This window comes from Arthrobacter cupressi, from assembly GCF_900099975.1.
Lineage (GTDB): Bacteria > Actinomycetota > Actinomycetes > Actinomycetales > Micrococcaceae > Arthrobacter > Arthrobacter cupressi.
This window is the reverse complement of record NZ_FNEI01000005.1, coordinates 192,628-213,106: the sequence shown is the minus strand read 5'-3', so window position 1 is coordinate 213,106 and position 20,479 is coordinate 192,628. Positions and strand designations below refer to the sequence as shown.

The window sequence follows — 20,479 nt, the reverse complement described above, 5'->3', positions numbered from 1 at the left end:
GCGGTGACTTCCAATAACTGCACCGTCCGCAAGGCCGTCATTCCCGTTGCCGGGCTCGGCACCAGGTTCCTGCCCGCCACCAAGGCGATGCCCAAGGAGATGCTGCCTGTCGTCGACAAGCCGGCAATCCAATACGTCGTCGAAGAAGCCGTCAACGTCGGCCTCCACGACGTCCTGATGATCACCGGCCGCAACAAGCGTGCCCTCGAAGACCACTTCGACCGCGTGCCGGCGCTGGAAGCCACCCTGGAAGCCAAGGGAGATACCGCCAAGCTGGAATCGATCCAGGCGGCCAGCAACCTCGGTGACATCCACTACGTCCGCCAGGGAGACCCCAAGGGCCTGGGCCACGCAGTGTTGCGGGCCAAGCAGCACGTGGGCGACGAGCCCTTCGCCGTGCTCCTCGGTGATGACCTCATCAACGCCCAGGACTCCCTGCTGAGCGACATGATCGATCTCCAGGCCCGCACGGGCGGGTCCGTCGTGGCACTGATTGAGGTCGAACCCTCACAGATCAGCGCTTACGGCTGCGCCGACGTCGAACCCTTCGGGGAAGACGGCTTCGTCCGGGTCAAGGGACTCGTGGAAAAGCCCGCCGTGGGCGAGGCGCCCTCCAACCTTGCCGTGATCGGACGCTACGTGCTGCACCCCGCGGTGTTCGAAGTGCTCGAAAAGACCGAACCCGGCCGCGGTGGCGAAATCCAGCTGACCGATGCCCTCCAGGTCCTCGCGGAAAGCGACGGCGAAGGCAGCGGCGTCTACGGCGTCGTGTTCCGCGGCCGCCGCTACGACACCGGCGACAAGCTGAGCTACCTCAAGGCGTGTGTCGAACTGGCCTGCGACAGCGACGACCTCGGCCCCGGCCTGCGTGACTGGCTTCCGGGATTCGCCTCCCGGCTTGGCAAGTAACCTCCCGTGTGGGGTTCGGCCATCTGGCCGGTGACTCTGGAAAGCGGCGACCTGCTGCTTCGCCCCATCCGGTACCGGGACAAGAATGAGTGGACCGAGGTCCGGTCACGCAACAGTGAATGGCTGGCACCGTGGGAAGCCTCGAACCCGGCGCCAGGCGGAGCGCTGCCGAACTACCGGCAGATGGTGGCATCCCTGAATTCCCAGGCCCGCCAGGCCTCCGCCCTGCCCTTCGTCATCACGGAACGCATTCCCGGGTTCCGGGAGCCCAGGATCGTGGGGCAGTTGACCGTGTCCTCGATCATCTGGGGTTCGGCCATGATGGCAACCCTTGGCTACTGGGTGGACCGGGACCGGGCGGGCAAGGGAATCGCCCCCACCGCGGTGGCGATGGCTACGGACCACTGCTTCCGGCACTTGGGACTGCACCGCATGGAGATCAACATCCGCCCCGAGAACCGGGCGAGCCTGCGGGTGGTTGAGAAGCTGGGATTCCGGGACGAGGGTTACCGGGAACGCTACCTCCACATCAACGGCCAATGGGCGGACCACCGCAGCTTCGCGCTGACCGCGGAAGAAGTTCCCGAAGGCCTGCTCAGCGCCTGGCTGCGCACCCGGGAGAACTGAGCGGGCACCTAATCCATTCATTTGATGCCAGTGGTGCGACACACCGCGCCTAATGCGGCGGCGCCCCTGTGTTTCCTTCTACGGTTTTGAGTGTGGACTTCCCTCTCAGCAGCTCAGTGATCCTTGTTGTCACTGTTGCGCTGTGGATTGTTTGGGTTGCGCCATACGTACTGCGGAACCACAGGGCCCAGCTTCTTCCGGCCGTGGTGGTTCCCGTGGACGACGAGGCCCCGGAAACGCCCCGGCTGCAGGCCGTGACGGGTGTGAAAGCGGCCCCCCAGCAGGAGAAAGCGATGGAGACGATGCAGAGCACCGAACCCGCACCGAGCACCGGAACCGGCGACGCCGGGCACCTGGGCGCTGCCGTACGGGAACCGGCGTTCAAGCCCAGATACGGGCGCTGCGCGTTGGCCCTGGCCGGCCTGCTCCTGCTGCTCACCGCCGTCGTGTCCGGTGTGCTCCGTCTCTTCATCCTGGCCCCGTCCTGGCTTCCCGTGTTTTCCCTGCTCGGCGCCGCCGGAACCATCGTTGTGCTGCGCCGGCTGGCCGTGCGGGACCGGCGGGCAAAAATGGAGGCGGCCTTCCGTTCGGCGATGGCCCCCGTCCGAAAGGACGCCCCGGCGAGGGTTCCCGCGGAGCCGCGCGACACCGCGGTGTTCGACGCCGAAGCCCACAGCCGCGAAGCCGCCCGGCTGACCGCCGTCGAGCTCCGCCAGGCCGCCCTGAAGGTGGCCGAAGCCGCCGGCGACACCGCCGCTCCCGGTGCCCTCTCGGGCGCCCGATGGCAGCCCGTGGAAGTGCCCAAGCCCGTGTACGTGGACGCGGCGAAGGCCAGCCGCCCCGCCCCCGAACCGTTGGACCTCCCGGCCCAGCCGAAGCCCGTCGGCAAGCCGATCCTGAAGAACTCCGCTGCAGCGCCCGCGTTGCCCGCCGCCCAGACACCGTTCGGCAAGGCTCCCGCAGCGGGCAGGACCAACGCCCTGGGCAACCTGGACGACGTCCTGCAGCGCCGCCGCGCCTGACATGACGGCGTTGTGCTGACATGACGGCGTTGTGCATCGCGGGCGGCACGGGGCAGGTCGGCCGGCTGCTCGCCCGCCTTGCGGCCGCCCAGGGCCATGCTGTCACCGCGTTCAGCCGCAACCCGCCTGTTGGGGCGCCCGACGGCGTGAGGCACGTCCGCGCGGACGCCACCACGGGTGAGGGGCTGGCAGAGGCGTTGCACGGCGCCGACGTCGTGATCGACTGCCTTGAGGGGCGCACCGGCGCAGCCCGCAAACAATACGCCGACGCCGGGGCACGCCTCCTCGCAGCGGCCGCGGCGGGGGGAGTCCGGCGTGCGGTTTCCTTGTCGATCATCAACTGCGATGCGAGCACCGCCGCCTTCTACGCTTCCAAGGCCGCGAAGGAAAGGGTGTACGCGGCCTCCGGGCTGGACACAGTCACGGTGCGTGCCACGCAGTTCCACAGCCTCCTCGCGTCTGTGTTCGCGGCCGGTTCGAAGGTGGGAGTGCTGCCCGTTATCAAGGGAGCGTCCTTCCAGACCATCTCTCCCGGCGACGTCGCCACCTCCCTGCTGGCCCAAGCCTTGGCGCCCGATGAGGGCTCGCCCGGTCAGCGGCACCGCACAGTGACCATCGCCGGACCGGAGGTCCGCACGATGCGGGAGCTCGCCGAAAGCTGGCGCCGCATCACCGGGCGGAAGGGCATCATCCTGGAGTTCCCGCTGCCGGGAGCCATGGGTGCCTACCTCAGGGAGGGCCTCAACCTTGCCCCGGAGGAACGACACGGAACGGAGACGTTCGAGTCCTGGTTGGCAAAGCGGCCCGATACTTTGTAGCGTAGGATGCACTGGCACGGACCGGGCACCCGGAACCGCCGCCCAGGGGGCTATAGCTCAGTTGGTAGAGCGCTTCGTTCGCATCGAAGAGGTCAGGAGTTCGAATCTCCTTAGCTCCACAGTCTTCATTGGAAGGCCTTCCAGCCCGCGGCAACGTGGAGTCGGAGGGCCTTCTTGTTTTCGTTCCCCGGCTGCGCCGTGGCCTGCGTCTAGGATCGTCATAGTTCAGCACATCGATCCGGAGGGCAGCAGTGACGGCTTCACCACCGAATTCCCCGGACCCCGGCCTTGCCGGGCCCGTCCTGGCCGGCGTCGTTCCCGGCCAGCCCGGAGAAGTGCTGCAGCGGGCCGCCGGCCTCGCCCTGGGCACCGGTGCGCCGCTGGTCGTTGCCTACGTGGACCCCACCCTCGACCGCTCGCGGCAGCCGATCGACCCCGACGGCGTGGACGACGACGCCGAGGACATCGCCGCCGCGCTCCGGGACCAGGCCGCCGCACGGTTGGCGGGCTCCGGCGTCGCATGGTCGTTTGTGGTCCTCGCCGGCGATCCCGTCCGCGAACTGGCGCGCCACGCGGCAGCGGTCGACGCCTCCACCATCGTGGTCGGCAGCACGGAGCACGGTCCGGGCCGGCATTTTGCTGCCCTGACCGGGGGATCGCTCGCGGAGCGGCTTGCGCGGCATGCCGGCGCCCCCGTCCTGGTCGTCCCGCCTGCCGCGGTAACGCACGGCCGGAGCGGAACCGCATGAGCCGGCCCCTTCACCTGCACCCGCGGTACCTCGCACTGGTGGCCGCCGGGGGAGTCGTGGGAGCCTTGGCACGCTACGCCGTCGGCCTCGCCGTCCCGTCACCGGGACAGTGGCCGCTGCCCACCCTGCTGATCAATGTCTCCGGCGCCTTCGCGCTCGGCTGGCTGCTCGAATCCCTCGCCCGGCGGGGTCCCGACGCCGGAACCCGCCGCCTCATCAGGCTCACGGCCGGCACCGGATTCCTCGGAGCGTTCACCACCTACAGCACCTTCAGCTTGGAAACCGTGCAGCTGTTAGACGCCGGCCGCACCGGCGACGCGTTCGGCTACCTCGCCGGGTCCCTGCTCGGAGGAACCCTGGCGACGTTCCTGGGCATCGCCCTGGGCAATCGGCAGCGGGTCCGGGGAACCGGCCCCGAGGGTGTGCTGTGACCGTGCTGCTGCTCGCCCTTGCCGGCGGGGCAGGGGCGGCGGCGCGGTTCCTGGTGGACGGACTGGTCCGGGCACGGTTCCGGACCGCGCTTCCTTGGGGGACCATCGTGATCAACGTGTCGGGTTCGCTGCTGCTCGGCTTGCTCGCCGGGCTCGTCATGCGCCACCACGTCCCGTCCCCACTCCAGGCCATCCTTGGCACGGGCTTCCTCGGCGGCTACACCACCTTCAGCACGGCCAGCGTCGAAACCGTGCGGCTGGTGCAGTCCGGCCGCACCGGCCTGGCCCTGCTGAACGCCCTGGGCACGATGGCCGCCGGGGTGGGCGCCGCCGCCGCCGGCTTCGCCCTCGGTTCGCTCGGGGGCTAGCACCGCCCCTTTCGTCCAAGTCCCCGCGGCTAGTGGGCGCCGCGGACGCGGACTAGGATCGGTCCATGGCCAAGACATTCCATGAGCTCCTGTCCGAACAGATCGGCAACGAGTTTGCCGCGTCCCAGCAATACATCGCCGTGGCGGTCTATTTCGACGGCGAAGACCTGCCGCAGCTCGCGGCGCATTTCTACCGGCAGTCCCTGGAGGAACGCAACCACGCCATGATGATGGTCCAGTACATGCTGGACCGGAACCTGCCCATCACCATCCCCGGCGTCCAGGAGGTCCGCAACGACTTCTCCAATGTCCGGGAACCGATCGCCTTGGCCCTGGCCCAGGAGAAGCAGGTGACCACCAACATCGAGGAACTGTTCCGCGCCGCACGCACACAGAACGATCCCCTTGGTGAACAGTTCATGCTGTGGTTCCTGAAGGAACAGGTGGAAGAAGTCGCGTCCATGACCACCCTGCTCAATATCGCCGAACGCGCGGACAACCTGTTCGATATCGAGAACTATGTGGCCCGCGAACACGTGGGCGACGGCGGCCGGGACTCCAGCGCGCCGCCCACCGCCGGCGGGGCACTGTAACAGGACGGCGTCAGGAGCCGCGGGTTTCCTCGAAGTCCGCGGCTTCGTCGTCTGGAGTTCCGGCGGCGGGCACAACGCGCTCCAGCAGGGATAGCCTGCTGGCGATCCGCGCCATGTCCACGGGCAGGGTCGAACCGGGCCCGCCGCCCGCATCCCAGTCGAGCGGGCCGCGGCCGACGAGGAACAGGGTGACGTCCTCGTCGTAGAGGACATCCACCGCGTTGCTGAAGCGTTGCCACGCCGCCGCCGAACCCTCCGCGGATTCATGCCCGGGGGAGGGGACGCCGTCGACCACCCACACCCCGTACTCCGCCGACAGCGCCAGGTAGTCCGCCGTCGACATCAGCCCGCCGCACAGCTCCGCGAAAGCTACCCACAGCACATCCCCGGCGGCCTTGACGGTCAGCGGCTGGGTGGTAGGCACCAGGGTGCGCCGCTCCGAGGGCGGCGGCGGGAAAAGGCCGAAAGCCCCGAGCTGCTGCGGCGTTCCCGGGCTAATGACCCGGCCACGGCGGAATCCATCCTTCGCTCCGCCGTCGTTGCCGGGCACGGCCGGATGGCGCCGGAAATCGGTGCTCCCGTTGATCTCCACGATGTCCATCATCTCCTTGATCACCGCAATGGTGGGCACAAAATGATCGTGCCACAAGGGGTTCGGCAACAGCTGCTCCGGCGGATAGTTCGACGTGACCACCAAAGGGACCCGCCGTTCGGCCGCGGTCCGCAGCAGGCGGGCAATGAACATTCCGTCGCCCACGTCGTGGACGTGGAACTCGTCGAAGCACAGGACGTCGATGCCGGCGAGCAGCCAATCCACGGCTTGCTGGACGGCCGTCCCGTTGGACCCGGAAACGGCAGCAGTGCGCACGCCCGCGTGCAGCTTGCGGAAGAAGTCGTGGAAGTGGACCCGCCGCTTGCGGCCGGGAAGCTGGCGGTAGAAGCTGTCCATCACCCAGCTCTTGCCGCGCCCCACCGGGCCATGCAAGTAGACGCTCCGGGGGGCTTCACGGCGCCGAAGCCTTGGCGGAAAGCTGCGGAGCGGCGTCCCTTGGGCGTGCCCGACGGCGGCCCCCAGCTCGCAGAGTCGGCGGGCGGCGGCTGCCTGGCTGGTCTCCAGTGCGAACCCCGCGGCAGCAGCTTCGGCTTCGATACCCGCCATCAGCAGGACCCCGGCCGGGGCAAGCGTCACAGCCAGCCCTTCCGCCTGAAGATCCCGTACATGAGCAGGGCCGCCCCGAACACCATGAGGCTCGCCATCGGGTAGCCCAGGAGCCATTGCAGATCCGGCATGAATTCGAAGTTCATGCCGCACACGCCGGCCACAAAGAACGGGGCGAACAGGATGGCCGACCACGAGAACGCGTTGTCGATGATGGTCATGGGCGTTCCTTCCGCCCTAGGGGAGGGCTCCTATGATGGCTCCGGCAACCGTCAGGGCCAGGACGTCGTGGCCGGAATCGATCAGCGTCACCGCCGCGGCCCGTCCGGCAAAACCATTGTGGATGAGATGCCCGCCCGCACGGAAAACCACAGCCGCCACGAAGGCGAAGAAGCCGGCGGCAAGCGGCGTGTCCAGGCCCAGCGCGCCGGACAGCACTGCCAGCAGGATGCTGCTGAGTGCCGCCGCGGCGACCATCGGAACCCAAACGGCGGCCCCGCCGTCGAGCGCTTTCAGCTCCTTTTCGGTCCGGGCGATGGCCTCCATCCATTTCCGCCCGAAGACGGCGGGCATGTACCAGAGGAAGCCGATTACCAGGCTGGAAACGAACGCGAGAAGCACGGCCAGCCAGTTGATGTGCAGGATATGTGACAACCATTCCATGGCCGCATCCTAGTCCCCGAGGCTGGCAACCGGCCGCGTAGGCCGCCGGGCCGGCGCCGCTCCGGCGGCCCCGGCAAGCCGTTCGATCAGCGGCGCGCTGCGGTAGGCGAGGTGGGTGTGCAGCGCCAGGACAGTCTCGCTGCGGATCACGCCCTTGACCTTCAGGATGGCGCGCAGCGCGGATTGGAGGCTGTGCGTGTCCGTGGCCACCACCCGGCACAGCAGGTCGCCACGGCCGGAGATTTCGTGGACCTCCAGGATCTGCGGGATGAGGCGCAACGCCCCGATGACGCCGTCCAGTTCCCGGTGGGTCACCTCGAGCGTGACGAAGCCGACGACGTCGTACCCCAGCTTTTCGAGGTCGACCTCGCGGCCGCCGTCGTTCAGGACGCCGGAGCGCAGCAGGCGCCGCAGCCGGCTCTGGGCGGTGTTGCGGGCGATGCCGAGGGCGTCGCTGAGTTCGCCGATCTGGATCCGCGGGTCGCGAAGCAGTTCGAGCAGGATCTTCAGGTCCGTGGGGTCCAGATTGTTCAAATCATCACTCCGGCGCAGTCTGCTGGGGAACTATTGACTATTCTGCTCAATTCTCCCACCAAGTCCTGAGCCTTCGGACACTTCTGCGGCATTCTGTTGCCATCCACATCCGGGCGGTGGCGGCAGGGCCCACAAGGCAGCCGTCCCGCGCCCGCCAAGGCAAAGGCCCCACGATGACCGTCTTCAATGAACTGCGCATGCGCCCGGCCACGGCTGTCCGCCGCGGCTGGAACGCCTCCACCACCGCACGGCTCGTGCTGGCCGGCGTCGTGATGTTTACCCTGTTGCTCGGCGCGAACCTGGCCACGCCCCTGTACCCGTTGCTTCAGGTGCAGCTCGCGCTGGGTCCGCTGGGCGTCACGGTGGCGTTCGCCAGCTATGTCCTCGCCCTCGTGGCCGTGCTGATGCTGGCCGGGCATTGGTCCGACCATATCGGCCGCCGGGCCGCCCTGGTGCTTGCCGTTATGCTGGGCCTGGCCGGAAGCCTGGTCTTTGCCGGTGCCGGGAGCCTGTGGATGCTGTGTGCGGGCAGGGCCTTGCAGGGCGTCGCCGTCGGCCTGGCCACCGGCGCGAGTTCCGCGGCGCTGCGTGAGCTCCTGCCGTCCCGCCCGGAATGGGCCTCCCGCTTCACCCTCCTGGCCTCCTCCGGCGGAGTGGCCGCCGGACCGTTCATCGGCGGACTGCTCTCGCTCTTTCCCGGCCCGCTCAGCACCCCTTTCCTGGTGCACTGCGCGGTTCTGCTGCTCCTGTTGGTCCCGCTCTGGCTGCTGGACGCCCGCCCTGCCATCAGGCCCTCCGCCGGCCCGCGCCCGTACGCGGTGCTCGCGCCCAGGCGCCCCGCAGTCTCCCGGGAAGCAAAGGGGGCCTTCATCCTGGCCGCCGCGGTGGGTTTCCTCAGCTTCGCGGTGTTCGGTTTCTGCCTGTCCCTGGGCCCGGGCTACTTTTCCGCCGTCGTGGGCACGGACTCGCGTCCCCTCGCGGGCCTGCTGGCCGGGCTCACACTGGGCGCCTCGGCCCTGAGCCAGCTCTTCCCGCTGCGGGGCAGGATGCTGCTGCCGGCCGGACTGGCGGTGCTGGGTGCCGCCGTCATGCTCATGGCTACTGCCGCTGCCTGGCACAACCCGGTACTGCTGGTCGCCACTGGCCTCGCCGCCGGCGTCGGCCAAGGCAGCGCATTCCGCCTCGTCTTCAACGACCTCGCCACCAAAGCGGATCCTGCCCGGCACGCCCAAGTCATCAGCACCGTGTACGTCATCACCTACCTGGGCAGCGCCGTGCCCGTCATCGGCTTGGGCCTGGCCTCGACCGCGTTCGGACTGGCGCCTGCCGTCGCCGGGTTCGCCGTGCTCTGCGGCGCCGCGGCGCTGGGCCTGGCGGCGGTTTCAGTGCGGGTTTCGATGCGGGCATCCCGTGGCGAAGCTGCGCGCTGATCCCTGAGTTCGCCGCGCAGCCGTGACTGCTGCGCAATGCAACCCGGCTTCGCTGCGCCCCACGGCCGCACTGATCCCGCCGCTCCTGCCCCGCAAAGATACAAAGGATTGTTTGCAAAGAACTAGTTGCAAAGAAACCATTGCAAAGACTTCTTTGCAAGCTTATGCTTGAGCCATGGTCACAGTCCGCGAGCCGGAGTTCCCGCTCCGCAAAGTCGATACGGCGTCACTCAAGGCGCTCGCGCACCCCCTGCGGGTCCAGATCCTCGAGATGCTCTCCCGCTACGGTGCGCAGACAGCCTGCGGCCTTGCGGACCTGCTGAACGAGTCCAGCGGCGCCACCAGTTACCACTTGCGCCAACTAGCCAAGTTCGACTTCGTGCGCGAGGTCGAAGGCAAAGGAACGGCCCGGGAGCGCTGGTGGGAGCGCCCTCCGGGAGCCATCCAGATCACCTCGCCCGAGCTCGCCACGTCCCCGGCCACGCAGGAGGCCTCAAGGCTCGTGAGCCGGGAATTCGAACGCACCCGGCAAACCGTACTCGCCGACTTCATGGAGCACGGACTCGACGTCCTGGATGCCGACTGGCTCCAGGTCGCAACTGTCAGCACCATGAACGCGCGGATGTCGGCAGAACAGCTGGCCCGCTTTGCGCACGCCATGGAGGCCCTCGGCCACAAGCTGCTGGAGGAAATCCGCAGTGAACCCGAAGCGGAGGATGCCCGCCCGGTCCAGATCCACTTCAACGCATTCCCCATCCTCGGCGTCCCGGCATCGGCCGGCAAAGCCGCAAGCAAAGAATCACAAAGCAGTGAAGGGAAGAAGCCATGAGCTCAGCCACCGCTTCATGCGGCGTCTACCGCCAGCCGTCCATCATCGAATCAGCGGCGGCCGGGATTGGTGCCAGGCTGCTGTCCTGGTCCGAAAACCGCCGCTTCATCCCGGCAGGCGGGCGCACGCAGCGCATCGCAGCCATCGCGCGCCGGGAGCGGCTCGGCGAATTGCGTGCCAACGCCCTCGGGGCCGCACACTCCGGGCTGGAGCCCCGCTCCTGAGGACTGCTCCGCTCCTGAGGACTGCCCCGCTCCTGAGGACAGTTCCGCTCCTGAGGACCGTTCCGGGGAGCCGCTAGGCCGGCAGCGGCCCGTGGTTGCCCTGGATGTGCTCGAAGACCAGCGTGGTCTCGGTGTGTCCTACGACGGGATCGGTGGCGAGGTTGTCCAGCACCCAGTCGCGCAGCTCGTCGGTGTTCGCGACGGCGATGTGCAGCAGGTAGTCCACCGAGCCCGAGGTATGGAAGGTGGAGATGACCGCGGGCAGCGCGGGCACCCGGGAGGTGAAGCGGTCGATCTGGTCGCGGTCGTGCGCACGCAGCCGCACGGCGATCAGCGCCTGGACCGACCGCCCGATCGCCGGCAGGCTCAGCACGGCTTCGAAGCCTTCGATGATGCCGCGTTCGGAGAGCGCGCGGGTGCGCATCAACGCCGTGGACGGGGCGATGCCCACGAGTTCGGCGAGCTGCTTGTTGGAGATCCGTGCATCCTCCACCAGGGCGGCCAGGATCCGCTCGTCGATGGCGTCCAGCGGTTCGCTGACGCCGAGGGGCCGAACATTCTTCGGGGTTGTACTCACGGATCCTCCTGGAGATGCAATGAGTTCATCATATCCGGCATTTTCGCGGCAATCCATTCATCTACCTTGTGAACTTCCGAATTATTGGCCAATACTGGCGCCATTCAATGGCGAATAATTCAAGGAGCACAGTGACCACGATCGACACCCTCGCCGTCCACGCCGGCCGCTCAGGACTCACCGGACAAGGCGTACACGCGGTACCCATCGACCTTTCTACCACCGCGCCGCTCCCGTCGGTGCATGACGGTGGCCTTGCCTACGAACAAATGGCCGGCGGCGGGGCCCACAGGGAGGGTGACAGCACCGTCTACCAGCGCCTGTGGAACCCCACCGTGGCCCGTTTTGAACAAGGGGTCGCTGCGCTCGAATCGGCTCAGGAAGCGGTCGCCTTCGCCACCGGAATGGCTGCCCTCAGCGCTGTCCTGCTCGCCGCGGCGGCCGAGGGCCGGAGGCATGTCGTGGCGGTCCGTCCCTTGTACGGCGGCACCGACCACGTGCTGGCGAGCGGGCTGCTTGGCACCGAGGCCACCTTCGCCCGGCCCGAAGAGGTCCGCGGCGTCATCCGCCCGGACACGGCGCTGGTGATGGTGGAGACGCCGGCGAACCCCAACCTCCAGCTCGTGGACCTGAAGAAGCTCGCCGCCGACGCCGGCGGGGTTCCCGTGCTGGTCGACAATACCTTCGCCACCCCTGTGCTCCAGCAGCCGCTCAAACACGGGGCGGCGATGGTCCTGCACAGCGCCACGAAGTTCCTTGGCGGGCACGGAGACGCCATGGGCGGCGTGGTGGCGACGGATGCCGAATGGGCAGCGCGGCTGCGCAGGGTGCGCGCGGTCACCGGCGGCATCCTCACCCCGTGGCCGGCGTACCTGCTGCACCGCGGCCTGGCAACGCTGCCCGTGCGGGTCCGGGCCCAGCAGGACCACGCCCACAAGGTCGCCTCGGCGCTCGCCGGCCACGAACTCGTCGGCAAGGTCCATTACCCCGGGCTGCCGGAATGCGATCCGCTCGGCCTGGTGGGCAGCCAGATGTCCGGCCCGGGCTCGCTGCTCGCCTTCGAGGTAAATTCCGCGGAGCACGCCGAGCGGATCCCTGGGGCCGTCCGGCTGATGACCCACGCGGTGTCCCTGGGCGGGATCGACACCCTGATCCAGCACCCGGCCGGCCTCACGCACCGCCCCGTGGCCCCCGAGGCGAAGCCGCACGCGCGGATGCTCCGGCTCTCGGTCGGCCTGGAAGACCCGGCCGACCTCATCGCGGACCTGGTGCACGCCATCGAAACGACCCGCTGACAGGGCGGGACTGATTCAGGAAGCGGAAACGACGACGGCGGGCACGGGCCTGGCCGCAGGGTGCACGACGGCGGTGACCGCCGCCGTCGTGCACGCCAGGGCGATCACGCCCCAGGCGAGGGCGGGCCACCCCGCGGACTGGAAGAGGAGCCCGCCCAGCCAGCCAAGGACGCTCGACCCCAGGTAGTAGAAGAGGTTGTACAGCGAGGCGGCCTGTGCCCTGGCGCCGGCCGGGATGGTGCCGCTCCACCCGGCCCCGATGCTGTGGGCTGCGAAGAATCCGGCGGTGAAGAGCAGCAGGCCCGCGAGCACCGCGGGCAGGAAATCCCACAGGGTCAGGACCATGCCCGCGGCCATGCAGCCGATCCCGGCCAGGAGCACATTGCGCCGGCTGAAACGCAGGGACAGGGCAGCACCCCAGCGGGAACTCACGGTGCCCGAGAGATAGGCCAGGAAGAGCAGGCTGACCACCGAGGCCGGAAGGGCGAACGGTTCCGCATGCAGCCGGAAGCCCAGGTAGTTGTAGACAGCCACGAAGCCGCCCATCAGCACGAACGCCTGCAGGTAGATGGCCAGGAGGCGCGGGTTGCGAAGGTGGCCCAGCAGGATCCGGGCGGCCCCGCCCAGTCCCTGGGCGGGTGCGGGGGCGAAGCGGCGGGGTTTTGGGACCAGCAGCAGGAACATGGCGGCGGATGCCGCGGCCAGAACCGACACTGCGAGCGTGCCTGCCCGCCAGCCCCAGACCTCACCGAGGGGGCCCGCCAGGAGTCGGCCCGCCAGTCCGCCCAGCGTGGTACCGGCCACGTAGCTGCCGGCCGCGAGCGACGCATGGGCCTTGCCGATTTCCTCGTTGAGGTAGGCGATGGCCACCGCCGGAATGCCGCCGAGGGCCACGCCCTCCAGCGCCCGCAGTCCGAGCAGCACGGGAAGCCCCGAAGCGAACGGAACCAGCAGGCCGAGGACCGTCGCCGCTCCGATAGCGACCGCCATGGCGCGGACCCGTCCGATGCGGTCGGCGACGAAGGACCACGGCAGCACCGAGGCTGCGAGGCCGGCCGTGGCAAGGGAAACGCTCAGCGCGGCGTCCGCGGCGGTGATGCCGAGTTCCTTCGACATCAGCGGCAGGACCGCCTGGGTGGAGTAAAGCTGGGCGAAGGTCGCGACGCCGGCCATCGCCAGTCCGGCGAGGATCCTCCGGTAGCCGGGGGAGCCCTTGGGGTGTCCGTCGGTGGCGTCCGGGGCCGTTTGCGTCATCACCCTGCCACGGTATGCCGCCGGTGAGTGATGTATCCAATGCATGAATGAGATAATTTCCATAGCAAATTCGCATCGGTGGAGGGTGTCGCGTGGATCCGGATCACAAGCAGCTCGTCCAACTGTTGCCCCTTCTGCCCATCCTCTCCGAGCTCGCGCGGACCGAACACGTCACCGCGACGGCCGAACTCCTCGGGGTGCCGCAGTCGACGGTGAGCCGGGCGCTCGCCCGGGCGGGCGCCGTCGTCGGGGCCGAACTGTTGGTCCGGGACGGCCGCGGGGTGCGGCTCAGCGCCGCCGCGCGGATGCTGCTGCCCCATGTGGACGCAGCGCTCGCCGAGTTCCGCCGGGGCCTGGACCTGGTGCGGCAGGAACAGGACGCGGTTCGTGGCCGGATCGCGGTGAGCTTCCAGCACACCTTCGGCGAGGCCACCCTGCCCGTGCTGATCGGTGCATTCCGGGAACGCCATCCGCTCACCGCCTTTGAGCTGAGCCAGGGCGCCCGGGCAGCCTGCCTCGATGAACTCGCGGCGGGCGACGCCGACATTGCGTTGACCGCGCCGGTCGCCACGCCCGGCCGGGAGCTCGCGTCCGCAACGCTCTACCGCGAGCCGCTGCGGTTGGTCCTGCACCACCAGCACCCTGCGGCCGGCCGGAAGCGACTCCGTCTTGAGGAGCTCAAGCACGAGCCGTTTGTCGCGATGGGGTCCGGATACGGGCTGCGCTCCCTGACGGATGCGATCTTCCGGGACGCCGGCATCCGGCCCCGCACCGCGTTTGAAAGCCAGGACACCCACACCGCCCGCGGGCTGGTGTCCGCAGGTCTGGGCTACAGCATCCTCCCGCCGGGCGGACTGGGGCCCGGAATCCACGGTCCCCAGGGGGCCGGGCTGGGGTGGGTGGAAGTGGCCATCCAGTCCCGGCTGGCCTACCGGGAGATCGGCATTGCCTGGCGCGAGCGGAGGGGCGCCGGGAAAGGCAGCGGTGGGCAGGGCGCCGAAGCCGAACCGGTCCGGCTCTTCCGTGAAATGGTCCTCGCCGAGGGGCCCGAGTTGCTCGCCGGTTTCATCAAGGGCCGGGGCTGAAGGCCCCGCTGCGTCACAGGCATTCCGCCGGGCTCCTCGCGCTAGGCTGTGCAGGTGGAAAATCCTGAGAAGTCTCCGTCAGGCTCCGGCGCCGTACTGCCGGCTATTCCCGGCGTGGTCATCGGCCTGGACATCGGCGGCACCAAGACGCGCGGCGTCCGCTTCGAAGACGGGGTAGTAGTCCGCGACGAATCCGTCGGCAGCGCCAATGTGCAGAACGTCAGCCGTGAGACCGCGTCCGCCAACCTGGCCGAACTGTTCGGCAGGATCGGCGGCGGACGGGTGGACACAGTGCTTGCCGGCGCCGGCGGCATTGACACCGACGACGACGCCCGCGCGCTCGCCGCGCTTATCGAACCGCACGTGCCGGGCGCCGCGGTCTCGGTGGTCCACGACTCCCGCCTGCTGCTCGCCGCCGGGCGGACGAGCACCGGCGTCGCCGTCATTGCAGGCACCGGCTCCGCGGCCTGGGGGAAGAACGCAGCCGGGCAGGAAGCCCGCGCCGGCGGCTGGGGATATCTGCTGGGCGACGAAGGGAGCGGCTACTGGCTGGGGCGCGAAGCCGTCCGCCACAGCCTGCGCCGGATGAACAAAGGCCTGGAACCCGACGCCCTCACCCTTGCCCTGCTGGAATCCTGTGGGCTGGACGACCCCAACAAGCTCATCGCCCTCTTCCACTCCACGGACACCGGTCGCCGCTACTGGGCGCAGCGGGCCGCCGTCGTGGTGCAGACCGCTGACGCGGGCCTGGAGGTAAGCAAGCAACTCCTGGACCAGGCGGGCCGGGACCTGGCCGAGCTCGCGGCTCAGGTGCTGCGGCAGCTGGGAATTCCGGGGCCGGCCATCCTGGGCAGCGGGCTGGGCATGAACGTGGCCGCGCTGCAGTCCGCCTTCCGTGCCGGCCTCGCGGCCCACGGCGTGACGGACGTGCGCGTGCTGGACCAGGACCCCGTGTTCGGGGTGCCGCAGATCATCGCCGAACGCGGCTGACTTCCTGCGGCGTCCCTATTCCGGCTTCCCGCCGCGGGTGCGCGGCTTGAGCCGCACGCCCGGCAACGGCGGGGCCGGGATGCGCCCGGCCTCGGCGCCGGCGTCGGGCCCGTGCCCCTCAACCAGGCCGAAGCGTGCTGCCCGGGCATCGGCGTCGGCGAGTCCGGCCTGCGCTTCCCAGTCCTCGCGGGCTTCCTCGATTTCCTCGTGGGTGCGGCCCACAAAGTTCCACCACATGAGGATGTCCTCTTCGAAGGGCTCACCGCCGAGCAGCATGAAGCGGGTGTCCGGCGCGGCCGTCGCTGCAAGCGAGTCCCGTCCGGAGCCCAGGTAGGCCAGGGGCCCGGCAACGATCTCCTGGCCGTCCACGGTCAGCGAACCATCCAGGACCAGGATGGCGTGCTCGAACGCCGGATCCAGGGGAAAGCCGATCCCGCCCGCGGCGCTGATTTCCGCGCCGACGATCGGGCTGAACATGGTGGCGGGGGAGCGCTGCCCGGCGAATTCGCCCACCAGCACCCTGGCCGTGTAACCGTCCCCGTTGATGGAGGGCAGGTCCACCACCTGTTCGAACGACGGCGCCCGGTGCCGTTCGGCGTCCGGCAGCGCCACCCACAGCTGCAGCCCGCGGGACAGCGGAACCTCCACTACGCCGTCGGCGTCCGGCCCCGGCAGCACCGCGAACTCGGAGTGCGAAATGCCGCGGCCCGCCGTCATGATGTTCAACTGGCCCGGGCGTACCACCACCTCGCTGCCCACGCTGTCACGGTGCCGCACTTCGCCCTCCAGCGGCCAGGTGACCGTCTGGAGTCCGATGTGCGGGTGCGGCAGCACGCTCATGGCCACCCGGTCCGGGCCGAAGCTGTCCAGGAAACACCATGCGCCCACGGTCGGCAGGCCGCGCTGGGGAAGAGTGCGCGACACATTCATGGCACGGACCCCGCCCAGCGGCACTTCCCGCTCCGGCCACAACTGGACGCACGGTCCCTGGCCGGGGTGCCCGGCAGGACACAGTTCTTGGGCCGGGGCCGTTTCCAAGTTGGTCACAAGACAACTCCATGTGCTGATTTGTTAATTAATGTACTATTCTGTTTTCGTGAACAACGCCGTTTTGAGCTACCGTGACGCCGTCCTTTACCGCTCGGGGGAACGCTATCGCATCCTTGCCGGAGCCATCCACTACTTCCGGGTCCACCCCGACCACTGGCGGGACAGGCTCCGTAAGCTCAGGGCCATGGGCGCCAACACCGTGGACACCTACGTCGCGTGGAACTTCCACCAGCCGCACCGCGGACAGGCCCCGGACTTCACCGGCTGGCGGGACCTGGGCCGCTTCATTGACCTCGCCGCGGAAGAAGGGCTCGACGTCATCGTACGGCCCGGGCCGTACATCTGCGCCGAATGGGACAACGGCGGCTTCCCCGCCTGGCTCACCGGCACGCCGGGCATCGGCCTGCGCTGCCTGGACCCCGTGTTCACCGCAGCCGTCGAAGAGTGGTTCGACCAGCTCCTGCCCATCATCGCTTCCCGGCAGGCCTGCAACGGCGGACCCGTGGTGGCCGTGCAGATCGAAAACGAATACGGCAGCTACGGCGACGACCACGACTACATCCGCTGGAACCGCGACGCCCTCGAACAGCGCGGCATCAGCGAACTGCTGTTCACCGCCGACGGCGGCACGGACTACTTCCTCGACGGCGGCGCCGTGGAAGGCACCTGGGCGACGGCGACGCTCGGCAGCCGGGGCGACGAGGCCGTGGCCACCTGGCAGCGCCGACGGCCCGGCGAGCCCTTCTTCAACGTCGAGTTCTGGGGCGGCTGGTTCGACCACTGGGGCGAGGAACACCACGTGCGCGATGCGGCCGAGGCGGCTGCCGAAGTCCGGAAGATCCTGGACCTGGACGGTTCGGTGTGCATCTACATGGCCCACGGCGGCAGTAACTTCGGCCTCGGCTCCGGCGCCAACCACGACGGCACCCGACTCCAGCCCACCGTCACCAGCTACGACTCGGACGCACCGATCGCCGAAAACGGCACCCTGACGGAGAAGTTCCATGCCCTGCGCGCCGAATTCTTCCGGGCCCAGGGGACCGCCGCGCCGGTGCTGGATCCGGATCTGTTGGCCGAGGTGCCCGTGCTCCCTGCAGCCACGCTGCCCCTGGGACCCGCACCGGACCTCCGGGCCGTTCTGCGCGGTTCCGGGACCCCCGTGCGCAGCGTCAAACCGCTGTCTTTCGAGGACCTGGGCCTGGACTCCGGCCTGGTGCTGTACTCGGCCGAGGCAGTGCTTCCCGGCCGCCCGGACGCACCTGCTGAGGCGAAGTTGAAGATCACCGGCGTGCACGACCGGGCCCACGTCTGGGTGGACGGCGTCCTGGCCGGCATCCTCGACGACGCCACGGGCGCCGAAGGCCTTACGGTCACCGGCACCGGACAGCCCGCGCGGCTGGAGATCCTGGTGGAGAACCTGGGACGGATCAACTACGGCCCCCTCACGGGGCAAGGCAAGGGAATCCTGGGCGGCGTGCTGGTCAACCAGCGCTACACCTTCCACTGGACCCAGACGCCGGTCCCACTGGCGGAATGGGGTGCCGCGGAACTGGACCCGCTGCCCGGTGTGGACTTCGACGCCGCCGAACCCGCCGACACCTATGTTGCCCTCCCGGATTCGGGCAAGGGATTCCTCTGGATCAACGGCTTCCTGCTCGGCCGCTACTGGGAAGCAGGCCCGCAGCGCACTCTGTACGTCCCGGCACCCCTGGTCCGCGCCGGCCGCAACACGATCAAGGTCCTCGCACTCGACATGCCCGGAACCGTCGTCGAACTCCGGGAAGCCGCCGACCTCGGCACCGCGGACTTGTCCGAAATCGAGGCGGCGGTCCTGTCCTGACAAAACGCACCGACTGCCGTGGTGCGCCGCCCGGGCAACCGTGCGGTGCCCTGCCTTCCGGGCCTAAGCTGTCCCTCGTGAGTATGCGATTCGACACCCGTCCAGCCGCCTACGGAGTCATCGTCCGGGACGGTGCCGTCCTCCTGGCGTACTGGAAGGAGAACGGCAAGGAAGGCTGGACGCTGCCCGGCGGCGGGCTCGATCTCGCCGAGCATCCGGTGGACGGGTGCAGGCGGGAAATCCTGGAAGAGACGGGCTACGACGCCGAGATCGGGGTGATGCTCGGAACGGACGTGGGGTACTGGCCGGATGAGCCCCGCTTCGACGGGAAGGACCGCCCGTTCCAGGCATTGAGGATGATTTTCGAAGCGCGGATCACGGGCGGGGAACTCACCCACGAAGTGGACGGCAGCACCACCCACGCCGCCTGGATTCCGCTTGACGTCGTTCCCGGCCTGGACAGGGTCTCCCTGGTGGACGTCGGCTTGCGCCTGCACCGGGAACGCCCGCTCAACGGCCAGCTCGGCTGAAAACCCGCCGAGCGAGGTCTGGCCAAGCCGCGTCCCGCTCGCTACGCTGAACACACCGCCGGCCTCTGACGAACAGTCACCTGACGAACAGACACAGTCTGCCGGCCGCATGCCGAGGAGGTGGAACCATGATTGCCGAATTCCCGCGCGCACCGCGCGCCCAGCACATCATCATTCCTGCCCCGGCGCCTGCCGCACGCTGAGACCTTTCCTGCGATTCCGCGAACGGCGACCGGGCCTCACAAGAGGCTGAACCTTGACATTCATTTCCGGACCCGCAGAGGGTCCAGCAACACCTGACACCACCGTCCTTGAGGGACCGCACCACTACGGTTTCACTCCCGAAACCGCGGAGTACTTCCGCAACCACCCGCCGTCGGGCCATGACGAAGTCGGGGACGACGAACATCCCGGCCGGGTGGTCCGGCTCGACCGGAACCGGGTCCTGGTTGCCGGTCCGGCCGGGCTGCAACACCTGCCCTACCCGAGCCATGGCCCCGCGCCGGTCACCGGCGACTGGGTCTGGCTCGGCCGCAACCGCGCCGGGGAACCCGCCGTCGTCGGGATCCTGCCCCGGCGCACCTCGCTGGGCCGCAAACGGGCACTGGCGTCCTCCACCGAAGAACAGGTCCTCGGAGCCAACATCGACGTGGTCGGCGTCGTGGTCCCGGTCGACCGTCCACTCAGCCCCAACCGCCTCGAACGCACGCTCGTCGCGGCTTGGGACTCGGGTGCCACGCCGCTGGTGATCATCACGAAAGCGGACCTCGCCGATCTGGCGGACGACGTCGTCGGGCAAGTCATGCTTCACGCGGCGGGCGGTGGAGGTGGTCACCACGTCCGCCGAATACGGCGACGGACTCGACGCGCTGATGCAGCACGTTCCGGCGGGCGGCACCGTGGTGCTGCTGGGCCCCTCCGGTGCCGGGAAGTCCAGCCTCATCAACGCGCTGGCAGGCCGTGACGTCCAGGAAACGGGACCTGTCCGCGCCGGCGACGGAAAGGGCCGGCACACCACCACCTCCCGGGAACTGGTGCCACTGCCCGGCGGGGCGGTCCTGATGGACACTCCCGGGGTGCGCGGCTTTGGCCTGTTCGACGCGGAAAACGGGCTGCAGGACATGTTCGCGGACCTGGAGGAGCTCTTCGCCCAGTGCCGCTTCGCGGACTGCGCCCACGACCGCGAGCCCGGCTGTGCCGTGCAGGCCGCGCTCGCGGACGGCCGGGTGGAATTGCGGCACTGGGAAAGCTACCGCAAGCTGCAAAACGAGCTCGCCGTCCTCGCCCGGAAACATGATGCGGCCGCGCGGCGGGCCTACCAGCGGGAGTGGCACCAAAGCATCGCGCGGGCCGGGCTGAGCCAGCGCGCGGCCGAACGGTACCGTCACGAAGGAGGTGAAGTGCGGGGCAAGGGACGGGGCAGGAAGTCCGGCTGAATCTTGCCGATCCCTTACGGACCCCGCGCCGCGGCTGACTTTGTCGGTGCCGCTGACTAGGCTGAT

At 69.0% G+C, this 20,479-nt stretch carries 22 protein-coding genes, 1 tRNA gene and 2 pseudogenes; 18 read left to right on the top strand and 7 right to left on the bottom strand.

The window, feature by feature from the left end; translation table 11 throughout:
* Positions 1-3 precede the first annotated feature (3 nt).
* The 9 genes and pseudogenes from galU (at position 4) to BLP88_RS08265 (ending at position 5,517) form a co-directional block, all read left to right on the top strand.
* Entirely contained in the window at positions 4-909 is a 906-nt protein-coding gene (galU, locus tag BLP88_RS08305) for a UTP--glucose-1-phosphate uridylyltransferase GalU (RefSeq protein WP_074588367.1), read from the top strand.
* Positions 910-915: 6 nt separating this feature from the next.
* Entirely contained in the window at positions 916-1,536 is a 621-nt protein-coding gene (locus BLP88_RS08300) for a GNAT family N-acetyltransferase (protein WP_074588366.1), read from the top strand.
* Positions 1,537-1,628: 92 nt separating this feature from the next.
* On the top strand, positions 1,629-2,558 hold the full coding sequence (locus BLP88_RS08295; RefSeq protein WP_245679807.1) for a hypothetical protein: 930 nt from the start codon (positions 1,629-1,631) through the stop codon (positions 2,556-2,558).
* Positions 2,559-2,650: 92 nt separating this feature from the next.
* Positions 2,651-3,376: pseudogene (locus tag BLP88_RS08290) on the top strand (SDR family oxidoreductase); the annotation flags it as partial.
* A gap of 46 nt (positions 3,377-3,422) precedes the next feature.
* Positions 3,423-3,495 (top strand) — tRNA-Ala (locus BLP88_RS08285).
* 132 nt (positions 3,496-3,627) lie between these two features.
* Positions 3,628-4,125 (top strand): universal stress protein, encoded by a 498-nt coding sequence (locus BLP88_RS08280; protein WP_074588362.1) that lies wholly within the window; start codon positions 3,628-3,630, stop codon positions 4,123-4,125.
* Entirely contained in the window at positions 4,122-4,556 is a 435-nt protein-coding gene (gene crcB / locus BLP88_RS08275; protein WP_074588360.1) for a fluoride efflux transporter CrcB, read from the top strand. Before BLP88_RS08280 ends, crcB (BLP88_RS08275) begins: the two co-directional genes overlap by 4 nt.
* Positions 4,553-4,924: a fluoride efflux transporter CrcB gene (gene crcB / locus BLP88_RS08270; RefSeq protein WP_074588359.1), complete on the top strand. Its 372-nt coding sequence runs from the start codon at positions 4,553-4,555 to the stop codon at positions 4,922-4,924. The genes crcB (BLP88_RS08275) and crcB (BLP88_RS08270) overlap by 4 nt, the downstream gene beginning before the upstream one ends.
* A 65-nt stretch (positions 4,925-4,989) precedes the next feature.
* Positions 4,990-5,517 carry a ferritin gene (locus BLP88_RS08265; protein ID WP_074588358.1) on the top strand — a complete coding sequence of 176 codons (528 nt, stop codon included), beginning with the start codon at positions 4,990-4,992 and terminating at the stop codon, positions 5,515-5,517.
* A gap of 10 nt (positions 5,518-5,527) precedes the next feature.
* On the opposite strand, the gene zapE is transcribed toward BLP88_RS08265, so the two are convergent.
* From zapE to BLP88_RS08245, 4 genes are read right to left on the bottom strand one after another with little or no spacing between them, the layout of a single operon-like run.
* The gene (zapE, locus tag BLP88_RS08260; RefSeq protein WP_245679806.1) at positions 5,528-6,706 is read right to left on the bottom strand and encodes a cell division protein ZapE; all 1,179 of its coding nucleotides are present in this window, start codon (positions 6,704-6,706) and stop codon (positions 5,528-5,530) included.
* Positions 6,703-6,897, bottom strand: a complete 195-nt coding sequence (locus BLP88_RS08255) for a CorA family divalent cation transporter (RefSeq protein ID WP_074588356.1) — start codon at positions 6,895-6,897, stop codon at positions 6,703-6,705. The genes zapE and BLP88_RS08255 overlap by 4 nt, the downstream gene beginning before the upstream one ends.
* Before the next feature lie 16 nt (positions 6,898-6,913).
* Entirely contained in the window at positions 6,914-7,339 is a 426-nt protein-coding gene (locus BLP88_RS08250) for a DUF1761 domain-containing protein (RefSeq protein ID WP_074588355.1), read from the bottom strand.
* 9 nt (positions 7,340-7,348) lie between these two features.
* Positions 7,349-7,873 (bottom strand): Lrp/AsnC family transcriptional regulator, encoded by a 525-nt coding sequence (locus BLP88_RS08245; RefSeq protein WP_074588354.1) that lies wholly within the window; start codon positions 7,871-7,873, stop codon positions 7,349-7,351.
* 173 nt (positions 7,874-8,046) lie between these two features.
* Between BLP88_RS08245 and BLP88_RS08240 the strand changes: the two genes are divergently transcribed.
* The 3 genes from BLP88_RS08240 to BLP88_RS08230 all read left to right on the top strand — a co-directional run bounded on the left by BLP88_RS08240 (position 8,047) and on the right by BLP88_RS08230 (position 10,356).
* On the top strand, positions 8,047-9,303 hold the full coding sequence (locus tag BLP88_RS08240; protein WP_074588353.1) for an MFS transporter: 1,257 nt from the start codon (positions 8,047-8,049) through the stop codon (positions 9,301-9,303).
* A gap of 175 nt (positions 9,304-9,478) precedes the next feature.
* Entirely contained in the window at positions 9,479-10,132 is a 654-nt protein-coding gene (locus BLP88_RS08235) for an ArsR family transcriptional regulator (RefSeq protein WP_074588351.1), read from the top strand.
* On the top strand, positions 10,129-10,356 hold the full coding sequence (locus BLP88_RS08230) for a hypothetical protein (RefSeq protein WP_074588350.1): 228 nt from the start codon (positions 10,129-10,131) through the stop codon (positions 10,354-10,356). Before BLP88_RS08235 ends, BLP88_RS08230 begins: the two co-directional genes overlap by 4 nt.
* A 73-nt stretch (positions 10,357-10,429) precedes the next feature.
* On the opposite strand, the gene BLP88_RS08225 is transcribed toward BLP88_RS08230, so the two are convergent.
* A complete protein-coding gene (locus BLP88_RS08225) occupies positions 10,430-10,933 on the bottom strand; it encodes an Lrp/AsnC family transcriptional regulator (RefSeq protein WP_074588349.1) in 504 nt (167 codons plus the stop codon).
* Positions 10,934-11,040: 107 nt separating this feature from the next.
* On the opposite strand from BLP88_RS08225, the gene BLP88_RS08220 reads away from it, so the two are divergent.
* Positions 11,041-12,228 carry a trans-sulfuration enzyme family protein gene (locus tag BLP88_RS08220; RefSeq protein ID WP_074588348.1) on the top strand — a complete coding sequence of 396 codons (1,188 nt, stop codon included), beginning with the start codon at positions 11,041-11,043 and terminating at the stop codon, positions 12,226-12,228.
* A 15-nt stretch (positions 12,229-12,243) separates the two neighbouring features.
* Here the strand turns inward: BLP88_RS08220 and BLP88_RS08215 are convergent, their stop codons facing one another.
* Complete coding sequence (locus tag BLP88_RS08215; RefSeq protein WP_074588346.1) at positions 12,244-13,482, bottom strand: MFS transporter; 1,239 nt, start codon at positions 13,480-13,482, stop codon at positions 12,244-12,246.
* A 92-nt stretch (positions 13,483-13,574) separates the two neighbouring features.
* Between BLP88_RS08215 and BLP88_RS08210 the strand changes: the two genes are divergently transcribed.
* Positions 13,575-14,567: a LysR family transcriptional regulator gene (locus tag BLP88_RS08210; RefSeq protein WP_074588345.1), complete on the top strand. Its 993-nt coding sequence runs from the start codon at positions 13,575-13,577 to the stop codon at positions 14,565-14,567.
* Positions 14,568-14,621: 54 nt separating this feature from the next.
* Positions 14,622-15,557 (top strand): N-acetylglucosamine kinase, encoded by a 936-nt coding sequence (locus BLP88_RS08205; RefSeq protein ID WP_074588435.1) that lies wholly within the window; start codon positions 14,622-14,624, stop codon positions 15,555-15,557.
* 15 nt (positions 15,558-15,572) lie between these two features.
* Here BLP88_RS08205 and BLP88_RS08200 read toward each other — a convergent pair whose 3' ends face one another.
* Positions 15,573-16,604: a pirin family protein gene (locus BLP88_RS08200; RefSeq protein WP_074588344.1), complete on the bottom strand. Its 1,032-nt coding sequence runs from the start codon at positions 16,602-16,604 to the stop codon at positions 15,573-15,575.
* Between the two features lie 49 nt (positions 16,605-16,653).
* Here BLP88_RS08200 and BLP88_RS08195 point away from each other — a divergent pair, with 49 nt between their 5' ends.
* From BLP88_RS08195 to rsgA, 3 genes and pseudogenes are all read left to right on the top strand, one after another.
* A complete protein-coding gene (locus BLP88_RS08195) occupies positions 16,654-18,447 on the top strand; it encodes a glycoside hydrolase family 35 protein (protein ID WP_074588434.1) in 1,794 nt (597 codons plus the stop codon).
* A 77-nt stretch (positions 18,448-18,524) separates the two neighbouring features.
* A complete protein-coding gene (locus tag BLP88_RS08190; protein WP_084110959.1) occupies positions 18,525-18,977 on the top strand; it encodes an NUDIX hydrolase in 453 nt (150 codons plus the stop codon).
* Positions 18,978-19,233: 256 nt separating this feature from the next.
* Positions 19,234-20,413: pseudogene (gene rsgA / locus BLP88_RS19270) on the top strand (ribosome small subunit-dependent GTPase A).
* Positions 20,414-20,479 lie beyond the last annotated feature (66 nt).